The organism is Kaistella chaponensis, assembly GCF_900156725.1.
Taxonomy (GTDB): domain Bacteria; phylum Bacteroidota; class Bacteroidia; order Flavobacteriales; family Weeksellaceae; genus Kaistella; species Kaistella chaponensis.
The window spans coordinates 26,897-39,633 of the sequence record NZ_FTOI01000016.1 but is presented as its reverse complement, the minus strand read 5'-3'; the positions used below and the strand labels follow the sequence as shown (position 1 = coordinate 39,633).

The window sequence follows — 12,737 nt, the reverse complement described above, 5'->3', positions numbered from 1 at the left end:
TTTTATATTCTAAGCAATTACCAATTTCCAAGATTTTAAATCTGATTTCGTTCGGAAATTTCATGGATTATTCTGCTCGAATTACTTTTCAGAAATGTACTATTTTCTATCGCTCGAAATTTCGGTAAAGGTAAAAAATTCATTTTAGAATGCCTTAAGAAAAGCCTTTGAAATATTAATGATCAAAATTTACAAAATGCGGAATGTCGGTTCCAAATGAATTAATCGGAATCATATCGTTGCGATAACTGTTGAAGTCAAATGCAGGTTTGTTATCAAAAGGTACATTCGGATAATACACCAAGGAAACCTTAATGTTATTGAAAACCAAATACGGATTATTAATGATCACACCAATCCCGAATTTGGAATTTGTTTTCGCAGAGAATAATTTCTGGTTAGTTTGCGAAAGCCAACCTAAAGCGACAATACTGTACGGACTGAAGTGGAAGTTTTTCCAGGTTTTATTAATGTAAAATTGGGTTTGATATCTCAATATTAATTTTTTTGTACCAATGAAATCACCGCTATTAGTCGGGAATTCGTTTTGGTTAGAGATGGTAATACGGTCTTTGTAAGTAGAATTGTACATTTCGCTACCCCACGCAAAAGTTGGAGAAAAGAAATGTCTCACTTTGCCGAATTTCAAAGCGTGCAAATTGGTAAAGTATGCGCCTTCAAATCGAAAGGAATCGCTGTTTTCAGTGGCTTCATTAAAAAATCTTCCATATTCGGCTTTTACCGTAAAATATCCCCAATTGATAAAACTTCCCACGGCTGCAGAAATTCCAGCATACGGCGTTATTTTAGTGCTTCTTTTCATTAAACCCGACGTAATCCCAAACGATTTTCCGTAAGGAATATCTTCTGGTAGATTGTATTGGAAGATATTTTTTTTAACCGAAAATTTTCTTTCTACATAACTTGCGGAGGCTAAAAAACTGTTGTAGGTTGCAAAGAAGTTTTGCGAATCGGTAATCGGGCGATCTTTGTACTGGTAATTCTGAAATCGTCCCCAAACTGCGATATTCCTGGATATTTCAGTGCGGTCACCGAAAAACACAGGAAACTGATAACCGCCCCATAAATCTTGATTGTACACCTTGATCTGAACTTCAGGGAAAATATCGGTGTTTTCCACGGGCATCAAAACTTTTCGCATGAAATATTCAAAGGTAAATCCTCCCGCCCATCTCGTGAGTGGAGAAAATAAATCCCGTCGAGCACTGAAAGTAATTTTTTCATTTTTTAAAAAGTCCTGTTCTGCAGAAATTCCAGCATCGATAAAGGTTCCGAACATATTATAGGCGGTATAACTTCCGTAGATTTTGTTCTGTTTTTCTTTAAAATCATTCTCATACAAAAAACTAATTTCATGTCCTAAACCCAGAAGATTTTCTTCCGTAATTCCTGCGCCGATCTTACTTCCGGAGATGCTTAAGCTTGGTTTCAAACTCCAGGAATCTAAAACTTTTACCATCACATCCACAGAATCTTTCGTAGCAGTACTGTCGATAATACTGATGTTTACTCGATTCACAAACCGAAAGTTTCGCAAAGCTCGTTCAGATTCATATAATTTTTGAGCATTGTACGGTTCTCCTTTTTTAAAAAGAAGATAATTTTGAATGGTAGATTTTTTAGAATCAATATGAATGTGGTCTGCAAGACGATCGTACCATGTAGCATTTGAATTTTTATCAGAAATCTTATATCCAAACGGATCAATTGTTTTGATCACAATATTTCTGATTATTTTTCCATTATAGACATTTTGCGAATGTTCTTTGGTTCGCGATTCCACTGAAACCGAATCTGCTTCTCGCCGAAAGATGAAGCGGTGAATGAATTTGGTGGATTTTCTCTGATCTGAAAAATTTTCGATTTTGGTATAAATCGAATCCTTTTTCTCTTGTGAAGAAAACAAAGAAATACCGAATAAGATTAGAATTAAAGGAAAAATAAATTTAGATTGCAATGGGGAATTTTTGTGAAATTGAGTATCAATTAATGAGCCAACTCATCATTAAAAATAAAAACGGCATTCCGCTGCAACTCTCTACCCAAAATGAAAAATAGGAGTCTTTATTCGAATTTTCTGAAAAATAGATCAGAATAAACGTAAAAACAGCAGTGATGAAAAATGCGAAGGAATATTCCGTTTTCAACGCGTAAATGGAAATCATTAAACTGATGAAAATGAGAAAATATGCGAAATATTTGGTGTTCTGAACTCCAATTAATTGCGGAAAAGTGACGACCGTATCACAATTCATATCCCGAATATCAAAAGGCAAAACGAGAGCGGTAATGAAAAGCCAACTGATCCAAAAAATTTTCGCATTAAATTCGGGTAAAATCAACCAAGAATTGATCAATGCCCAAGTTAAACCCACATAAAAAATCTTGAAAAGCGGAATTTTCCTTACAAAAAATTTAAGAAAAGAACTGTCATATAAAAGTCCCAAAACCACGATGATCACCCATTTGATGAGTCGGTTTTCATTGTGATTATAAAGAATTAATGCTGCCGAAATGATTCCACAAATCACATTGAAAACTAGAATTTTATAAAAAAGCTTTCCCGTATTTTGATATTTCGTGTACATATAACCGCTGAAATAAGTGATAAAAATAAGCGCAATGGTCGGAGTTTTGATGATGTTCTGCTCGAACATAAAGAAGACTGCAAATAAAGTTCCCATTAAGGAAACAAATATTTGACTGTCGATGAAATATTTTTGTAGTAAATTTAAGCTGTACATTTTCGCAATCCTTCAAGGGAATCAAAACCGGCGAGGTTTCAAATAAGAAAACAAATCTATGAAAAATAAAATTTTTGCCATGATCCTTTTCTGCGCTACTTTCACGCAGGTTTTTGCTCAGAAATATTATGACGGGCAATGGAAAAAAGTCATTGAAAACTACCATTCCGGTCAATACAAATCTAATCTTCCGATCATTTTAGACATTCAAAAACAAGCCATGAAAGAAGAAAACGCCATTCAGTTAATTCGGTCTTTAAAAGCAGAATTCAGCATTATCAACCAAACGTATGATGATACGCAAAATGATTCTTCTACGAAATTCTTCAGTAAACTTCAGGGTTTGGATAAAAATTTAAAAGGTGATGACCGCTTGGTTTTTGATGTTTTATTAGGCGAATTTTTCAGTGATTTTTATCATCGGAGCCAGTGGGAAATCAATCAGCGAACCAACATCAACAATCAGGATCTGTCTCAAATTGAAACGTGGTCAAAATTGGATTTTAAAAATTATTTAGGCAAACATTTTTCAGCCTTGAACACAAAATCGGGCGACTTGAAAAAAGTCCCGATGTCAAAATACAAAATCATCTTCGAAGAAACCGAAGATCTGGATTATTTCCCGACTTTATTTGATTGGAATGCGATGAAAGAAATCGATTTTCTGAGCAATTCCCAACTTTTCACTCCCAATGAATTAAAAGAAAATCAGCCGAAAATTGGCGGAATTTACAGCGAATTGATTGCTAAAAATGAGGGGAATTCTAAACTCTATTTTCAGCATCAAAAATTAAAAGATGACTGTGCAATTTCTAAGTGTAAAGACAAAATTCAGCAGCTTCAAAATCTGGTACAATCGCCTGTAAAAGGGGATTACAAAGTGTTAGTTGTCGCCGAAATCATTGACCGATTAACCGCTGATCAAAAGTACAGTGAAGCTCTTGTTTTGATTAAAAATACCAAACAGGAATATGCAAATTCTACCTTTATAAACAGTATTTTAAATCGGGAAAATTCAATTCTTCAACCCAATTTGACGATTCATTTCGAAAATCACACCCAATCCGAAAAATCAATTCATTTGGTTGCCGAAGCGAAAAATGTTTCAAAATTCTCTTTAAATATTTTCGAGGTAAAAAACGATGAGCAGAATTTCTTAAAGTACGTCGCCAATCAATACGACAAAAGGCTTTTTTCTGCGGTGAAGAAAAATTTGGTCAGAAAAGAATCTTTCAATTTAGAAAATTTAAATGATTACAAAACGCACAAAACTTCTCTGGAAATCAAACCACTTCCTTCCGGAATTTATTTGGTTGAATATGTGGTAGAAGGCTCAATTCAGGAGAATTTCTATTTTATTGCAACCAAATCCAGAATTATTTACAGCAAAAAAAATGATCAGAAAGTAACTGATAATCAATTACAGATTGTTAACCGCGAAAATGGAAAATCTATTTCTAATAATGATCTGAAAATTTTCGAATCCGCTGACCAAAAAACGGCAACATTTTACAATACGAAAACGGATCAAAATGCAGTTTTTAAATTTCCGGTTTCCAAAGATCAACGGTATTACCGCACCTATTTGGTGCTTCAACCCGCCACAAATGACTATAATTTAATGCAGGTTTATGGCGATCAATATTACAATGAACCAAAAAAAGGAGAAGAAAAAAATCTTTCTCAGATATTTATTGACCGTGGAATTTATCGTCCCGGACAAATTGTGTATTTCAAAGTGATCAATACCAAACTGTCGATGGGTAAAGAGTCTGTTGCAGTTGGAACCAAGCAAAAAATAACGCTGAGTGATGCCAATGGCGAAGAAATTTCTTCTCAACAATTCACGACGAATGAGTTTGGTTCTTACCACGGAAGTTTTACTTTACCGAATGGGAAACTGAACGGTGAATTTTCTTTGGATGTTGATTCTGATAATTTAAACGATGATGCCACGAAATATTTCAAAGTTGAAGAATACAAACGTCCAAAATTTGAAGTGACTTTCGAACCCATCAAAGAAGAATATAAATACGGGCAAACCGTAGAATTAAATGGAAAAGCGATGATGTTTTCCGGCGTTTCTTTGAGCAACGCAACCGTGAATTATGAAATTAAAAAACAGAATATTCGATGGAGATATTTCTGGTGGTATCCACGCGGAAACGATAATCAAAATTCTATTTTGGGCGAAGTTAAAACCAATGATAAAGGTGAATTTACCATTAAAATTGACCTTAAAAAAGATGAAACATTAGAAGGAATTCAGATCGATAATTATGAAGTTAACGCTTCTGTGACGGATATCAATGGCGAAACGCAATCTGCGACGGAAAATGTAAAAGTCGCTTCCGTTTCTCATTACATCAAAACCGATGATATTAAAGATTCTTTCAACGATGAACAAATAAAGGTTAAAGTTGAGACGAAGAATTACAATGATCAGAATTTAAAGAAATCGTATCAAGTAAAATTATCTAAACTTCAACCAAAAGAAAGGATTTTCCGCACCAATTTTGAAAATGAAATTCAGGATATGCCGAAACTTTCGAAAGCAGAATTCATTCAGAAATTCCCACACGATTATTTTTCCAAGGAAGAGAAAGAATGGAAAACTCAATCTGTCATTCTGAACGGAGAGAAACGAAGTGAAGAATCTCTCGATCTTGGAAAACTTTCCGCTGGAAATTACAAACTCGAACTCTTCAACATTGAAGGAAAAGATACCATTAAAACAGAAAAAACTTTTGCGGTTTATGATAAAAAATCATTGTCAGATTCTCAAAAACCTTTTCTGAAAGTCATCCATCCAAAAACCGAATATCAACGAAACGAAAAAGCGAAGATCTATGTTTATTCGGCAATTCCGGATGCTTTGGTGAAAATTTATAAGCAAAATGGAAATGGCGAAACTGTCACGGAGCAAACATCCTTTAAAAATGGCGTTTTGGAATATGAAGTTTCGTTCCCGAAAGATGAAAGCATCGATCAGATCAATGTTCAGTTCCAGTTGGTAGCTTTCAACGATGTGAAAACCGAATCGGTGAATCTGAAAATTATGTCTGATAAAAAACCGTTGCGAATCGAAACTGTAACTTTCCGTGACAAACTACAACCGAATTCCAAAGAAAAATGGACGGTGAAAGTTCTTGGGGTAGATAAAGAGAAAATCAATGCTGAAGTTTTGGCGAATATGTACGACAAATCTTTGGATCAGTTTGCCGTAAATTCTTATTCGTGGCAGCAATTGTATCAGCGATATTTTTTGATGAATTCTTATGGAATTAATGAAAATCTTTCTCAGGAATTTTACAACAGACGCGTTCCTTATTTGGAGCAGAAAAGTGTGAATTTCCCAAATTTCAATTGGTTTGATGGTGGAATTTATGGAATCCCTTTGATAATGAAACAGTTGGAAACCTCTGCAGGCATAATGAATCAAGAAGGTGTGAAAAAAGCAAATTACGCTGCGCCGCCACCACCACCAAGTACAGCAGCCAAAGCAGAGGTCGCAATGGATGCTGTAATTGTTACCGCTTTAAGTGGAAAAGCGAGTGGAATTGAAATATCAAAGAGAGAAAATCTTGACAAAATCCCAGTTCGCCAAAACTTAAACGAAACCGCGTTTTTCTATCCCAATTTAATGACCGATAAAGACGGAAATGTCACCTTCGAATTTACGTCTCCAGAAGCATTAACGCAATGGAAACTGATGTTTTTGGCGCATACCAAAGATGCACGTTCTGCAACTTTAGAAAAATCAGTGGTTACTCAAAAAGAGTTTTCCGTAACGCCGAATTATCCACGTTTTTTACGCGAAGGCGATGAATTGAATCTGCAATCGAAATTGTCGAGTTTGGTGAGTAAACCTTTAAGCGGAACTGCGCAACTGCAGATTTTAGATGCGTTTACGAATGAAGATATTTCATCAAAATTTAATTTAAAGGATACTCAAAAATCCTTTGAACTAAAAGAAAACGGAAATGAAGTGGTGAACTGGACCGTGAAAGTTCCAAATAACGTTTCTTCCATTATATTTAAAATTGTGGCAAAAGCGGGTGATTTTTCCGATGGTGAACAAAAAGCAATTGCCATTTTACCAAACAGAATGTTGGTTACGGATGCAGTTCCGATTTTCGTAAAAGAAGGACAGACGAAAACGTTTACTTTAGAAAATCTGGCGAAAAACACTTCTACCACTGCAACAAACTTTTCAAACACGTTGGAATTAACAACCAATCCAATATGGGAAATTATGTTTGCGCTACCAAGTTTAAAAAATGACACGAATAATTCTGCAGATGTGGTCTTCAATAAATGGTTTGCTGATGTTTTGGCTTCCGAAATTTTTAAAGCCAACCCGAAACTAAAAACGGTTTTTGAAGAATATCAAAGCAAAGGTTTACTGAAAAGCAGTTTGGAGAAAAACCAAGAGTTGAAACAATTGTTGTTGGAAGAAACTCCATGGGTTTTAGAAAGTAAAAACGAAACCGAACAAATGGAAAAATTAGCGCGTTTGTTCGATGCGAATACGATGCGGAATTCCATTAACGATGATTGGAGCGAATTACAGAAATTGCAAAATCCAGACGGTGGATTTTCCTGGTATCAAGGTTATCCGAGTTCCTACTATAATTCGCTGTACATCCTGAAATCATTAGGAAAAATAAATGAATGGTTAAAAGGAAATGTCGCAGATTATCAATCTTCGGAACAAAAAGAAATGGTTGCAAAACTGATTGGTTATGTTGATTCAGAAGTGAATAAATATGGGCAAATTAACAAGAAAGACGTGGTGAATAATTTTGTACTCGATTATTTGGATACCAGAAATTATTGGGAAAAGCAGTATCCTTTAAATACCAAAGGAAAAGCGCTCAAAAACGCGGTCATTGCGAAAGCGAAAACAGAAAAGATCACCGATTTCACCTTCTTCGGATTGCACCGATTGGCGATGTTGTTTGATGATTACGGAATGAAAGATATTTCTAAAAAATTCCTGACTTATTTAAAAGAAACATCCACCGATAGTCAAACGCAGGGAATTTACTGGAAACAAAATCTGAACGATTGGGGATGGTATAATTCCAAAACCGTGAATCATGCAGGAGCTTTGGAAGCATTTAATAAATTGACTCCAAACGATGAAAAAATGATTGAGGAAATGAAAATTTGGCTCATCACGCAGAAAGAAGTAAATTCCTGGGGAAGTTCGCGCGGAACAGCAGAAGTTATTTTCACGATTTTAAATTCCGGCAAATCCTGGACTTCCGCAGAAAGCGATAAAGCCACGATAATTTGGGGCGGAAAAGAGCTTGTAAATCCTGATACGAAAGCGACAGGATACGTGAAATCTACTTTGAAAAATGAAGAGATTAATAAAAATTTAGCAACCGTTACGGTCACAAAACCCAGTCCTGGAATTGTGCAAGGTGGTTTATTCTGGCAATATTATGAAGATTTAGATAAAATAAAATCTTCTGAATCTTACCTTTCCATCACGAAAGAATTGTACAAAAAAGTAAAAACCGTGAATGGGGAAGAATTGGTAAAAATTGCAGAAAATGCTCCACTAAAAGTCGGCGATAAAGTGACGGTAAGAATGATTTTGAACACCGATAGAAACTTGGAATTTATTCATCTGAAAGACATGCGTGCTGCAGGATTTGAGCCGCTAAATGTGATTTCGGGATACGAATGGAAAAATAATTTAGGCTATTACCAAAGCACAAAAGATGCGTCCACGAATTTCTACATCGAATATATGCGAAAAGGAAAATATGTTTTCGAGTACGATTATATCTGCAATGCTTCTGGAACTTTCAGCAACGGAATTACGACTTTGCAAAATTATTATGCACCGCAAATGAATGCGCATACGAAAGGAACCACGGTTACGATTTCCGACTAATTGCTATTCCTTTTAATGATAAGTAAAGAAAAGAAAATAGATGAAAGATAAAAGAATTACAATCAGTCGTCTAAACCTCTAAAATATATTGTTAAATATTTGTTAGTCTTTAAATCCGTTTCAATTTTGAGGCGGATTTTTTTGGGTCTGAAAAATACGTGTATCCAATACGTTTTTGACAAATGTCAAAGGAATGCCTTTTTATTAGCCGCACCTTTGTACCATCAAACAAACAAATAGAGAAAATGAAAACCTTAACACATAATCTGGGCAAAATGCTGCTCTTTTTTCCGCTGGTTTTTTCTGCCCAACAAGCACCAAATTTACAGGAACTGATTCAAAGCGCTTTGAGTAGTGATGGAACTTTGACCCAACAAAAACTGGAAAATAAATACACCCAACTCGATGATCAAAAACTAAAAGATGTATTTCTTCCAAAAGTTGATATTTCGGGAAAAGCCGGTTATCTTTATGCAAGTGCGCATCTCAAATCTCCGGAAATTGGCATTCCACCAATTCCAGGTGTTTTTCCGGGTGCTCTCATTCCAGAAGGTCAACTCAATAATAACCTGAATATTTCCGGACTTTCTGCTTTAGCAAAAGCCGAAGCAAGCGTTCTTTTGTATTCTGGCGGGAAAGTAAAATATTTGAAAGAAGCCAATAAGGAAAAAAGTATTTCTGAAATTTTATTAATGGATAAAAGCCGCGATGAGGTCATCACAGAGGTTTCAAAAGCGTACGATCAAATTGCTTTGGTTCAGGAATCTAAAAAAGTGTTAGACGAAGCGAAAAAACGTTTAGATATCAATCGAAAAACGGCAGATAAAGCTTTAGGATACGGTTTGATTACACCATACGATCATAAAAAAATCGAATTGGCACAAGCAAATCTCGATTCTAAATTGGTGGAGTATGAAGGAAAAAAAGAATTGTTACTCACGCAAATCTATTTATTAACAGGCATTGAACGGGAAAGAATCGCGCTGATTGAACCAAAACTGCAAACGATTTCCTACGAAGTTCTCAATCAAAATATCGAAAATAGAGTAGAACTAAAAGCTTTAGACCACGGAATTAAAGCCACAGAATTTAAAATTAAAGCCGAAGAAAGATGGTGGATTCCAAAAGTTCAGGCACAAAGTTCACTGAGCTATTTTGGCTTGTTCAACAGCAATATTGCGACATCCAAAGAATTGTTACCGAATACCGGAAAGAAATTGGATATGAATCCTGCAAATACGAGTATCTTTCCTTTGTTTCAAGCAGGAGTTGGTTTTAAGTGGGATATTTTTGACGGAAATGAAGGAAAACATCAGGTTGAAAAAGCCAAAATCGAAAAAGAGATTTTAGAAAACAAAAAACGCGATGCTTCCAAAAAACTGAATCTGAATTTAGCCAACAATCAAACCAATTACACGATTGCAAACACGCAAATTAAGTTGAAAGAAAAATCCCGAGAAATTGCAAAACAAGGTTTAGAACAGGTGGAAAAAGAATTCCGATATGGAACCAAAACTTCCTCCGCTTTGATTGATGCGGAAAATGATTTGGAAAATGCAGAACTAGAACTGCAAACCGCCATTTTTAATCAAAGAAGAAGTGCAATTGAGTTGATGAAATCTACACAGAATTTACAGATTGAAAAGCTTTAATACAAAATAGACGAGTAGAAAATAGATTTTAAGAGAAAAGAAAAAGACGCAAAAATTCAAACAAACAAACAAAATGAAAAATACGGTATTAAAATCTTTAGCCTTGGTTAGTATCATCACACTTTGGGGCTGCAAAGAATCAAAACCTGAACGGGAAATTGTGGGGAAAACGAAAAAAGAAATCGTTTCCTTTTCCCCAAAAATTACAGGAAGAATTTTAAAAATTAATGTAGAAGAAGGACAAATCGTAAAAGTTGGCGACACTTTAGCAATTTTAGATGTCCCTGAAGTTTCTGCAAAAATTGCTCAGGCAAGAGGCGCAACTTCTGCTGCAAATGCTCAGGTTCAAATGGCGAAAAATGGTGCAACTGCCGATCAACTTCGCCAGTTGAAAGCCAAACAAAAAGGTTTGCAGGAACAGTTTCAGTTTGCACAGAAATCCTTTAACCGGGCAAAAAATATGTACCACGACAGTTTGCTTTCTCCCCAAAATTACGATGAATATTTTGCGAAATTTCAAGGGGCAAAAGCACAGTTGGATGCAGTAAACGCCGAACTTCACGATGTTGAAACAGGAACGCGTTTCGAGAAAATAGAAATGGCGCAAGGTCAGCAAAATCAAGCGATGGGTGCATTGCAGGAAGCAAACGTGGCCTATTCTGAAAAATACATCATCGCAACCAACGATATGGAAATTGAAACCATCGCTTTGAACAAAGGAGAATTGGCAACCGCTGGTTATCCGCTTTTTACAGGTTATATTCCCGATACTTCTTACTTCCGATTTACCATTCCGGAATCTAAAATCGAGAAATATAAAAAAGGAAGTACAGTAAAAATGATGGTGAATTACAGCAAAAAAGAATTTTCTGGTAAAATTGTAACGATCAAACAATTGGCAAGATATGCAGATATTACTACCGCTTTCCCCGATTACGAACCGGAAGAAGCAATATATGAGATTAAGGTAATTCCAGAAAATCAACAGGAAGCGAAAGATATTTTGGTGAACTCAAATGTGACTTTAAAATAATGGCAGATTAGATTAAATCTCACAAAATGAAACAAATAAATTATTTATTAAAAAGGGAATTTCGCCTGTTCTTCACCAACAAAACCATGTTGTCGGTTTTTTTTATGGCGCCTGTTTTTTATGCTTTGCTGATTGGTTTTACTTATCAATCGGGGAAAGTTGAAAATATTCCCGTGATTTTGGTGAACCACGACAATACTCCTTTGTCGAATCAAGTAGTGGAAATGTTGCAAGACAGCAAATCGCTAAAAATTCTTAATTACATCAGTGAACCAGCCAATCTGAAAGACGAAACCATCAAAACGGAAGCAGCCGCGGTGATTGTAATTCCGGAGCGTTTTGAAGCCATGATGCTGCAAAAAAAATATCCTGAAGTCAATGTTTATGTAAATACTTCGAATGTTTTAACCGCCAATTTTGCAACCAAAGCCATTCAACAAATATTGGGAACATTTTCTGCGGGTGCTGAAATTAAAGCTTTACAGAAAAAAGGAATGAACGCCGATATTGCAAAAACCCAGTTCGAACCGTTCAAAGCAAATTATATTACACTCTTCAACACGACCAGTAATTACCTGATTTTTATGTGGCCTGCAATGATGGCGGTTGTTTTGCAACAGGTAATTTTACTCGCAATGGCGGTTACATTTTCCGAGGAATTTAAAAGAGAATCTTTCCTAAAAGATTTTGCCGGAAAAGAAAAATATGCAATCGTGGTGATGACCATCAAATGTCTCCCAATCTGGATTTTTGCGAATTTCAATATTCTCTTTTTTTATCTGTGCAGTTTGTATTTCAAAATTCCAGCTCCGGATCATATTGGAAATTTTTTCTTGCTCACCGCAGCTTTCGTGATTGCAGCAACCAATTTGGGTGTTTTGGTAAGTATTTTAGTTCCAGATGCCTTGAAAGCGACACAAATTTTAATGGTGATTGCATCTCCAGCTTTTATTATTAGTGGATTTACTTGGCCGTCTTATGCGATGCCAGAATTTATCAAAAGTTTTACGGCGATCATTCCTTTAACGCCTTATTTAGAAGCTTTAAAGATCATGGTGGTACAAAATGGTTCTGATTTTTTAACCAAAAAGCATTTGGTTCACCTATTAATTTTAGGTTGGGTTTATTTTATTTTAGGATGGGTTGCTTTAAAAATTAAAATTCATTTTTTAATGAAAAAATATAAAATTTCTCAAGATTTGATTGAGAAAGATGGAGTGGAATTTATTTCTGTTGAAGAATGATTCCAAACTAAAAAGATAACAGTTTTCATGCTGTTTGTTTGTTGGGAGCGTCTGGATTTTTACAATCTGGACGTTCTTTTTTTTTGTACATTTTTGATATATATCAAGTGATTAACCTTTTATTAGTTGCAA

6 protein-coding genes are annotated in these 12,737 nt (G+C 35.3%); 4 read left to right on the top strand and 2 right to left on the bottom strand.

Features of this window, described 5'->3' with window-relative positions:
• Positions 1 to 175: 175 nt before the first annotated feature.
• Entirely contained in the window at positions 176 to 1,978 is a 1,803-nt protein-coding gene (locus tag BW932_RS13110; protein WP_245820748.1) for a POTRA domain-containing protein, read from the bottom strand.
• 25 nt (positions 1,979 to 2,003) lie between these two features.
• Positions 2,004 to 2,765: a UbiA prenyltransferase family protein gene (locus tag BW932_RS13105; protein ID WP_076388319.1), complete on the bottom strand. Its 762-nt coding sequence runs from the start codon at positions 2,763 to 2,765 to the stop codon at positions 2,004 to 2,006.
• 58 nt (positions 2,766 to 2,823) lie between these two features.
• Here BW932_RS13105 and BW932_RS13100 point away from each other — a divergent pair, with 58 nt between their 5' ends.
• The 4 genes from BW932_RS13100 to BW932_RS13085 all read left to right on the top strand — a co-directional run bounded on the left by BW932_RS13100 (position 2,824) and on the right by BW932_RS13085 (position 12,605).
• A complete protein-coding gene (locus tag BW932_RS13100; RefSeq protein WP_076388317.1) occupies positions 2,824 to 8,676 on the top strand; it encodes an alpha-2-macroglobulin family protein in 5,853 nt (1,950 codons plus the stop codon).
• A 245-nt stretch (positions 8,677 to 8,921) separates the two neighbouring features.
• Positions 8,922 to 10,328 (top strand): TolC family protein, encoded by a 1,407-nt coding sequence (locus tag BW932_RS13095; RefSeq protein ID WP_084566528.1) that lies wholly within the window; start codon positions 8,922 to 8,924, stop codon positions 10,326 to 10,328.
• Positions 10,329 to 10,401: 73 nt separating this feature from the next.
• A complete protein-coding gene (locus tag BW932_RS13090) occupies positions 10,402 to 11,361 on the top strand; it encodes an HlyD family secretion protein (RefSeq protein ID WP_076388315.1) in 960 nt (319 codons plus the stop codon).
• 26 nt (positions 11,362 to 11,387) lie between these two features.
• Positions 11,388 to 12,605, top strand: a complete 1,218-nt coding sequence (locus BW932_RS13085) for an ABC transporter permease (RefSeq protein WP_076388313.1) — start codon at positions 11,388 to 11,390, stop codon at positions 12,603 to 12,605.
• The last annotated feature ends 132 nt before the right edge of the window (positions 12,606 to 12,737 follow it).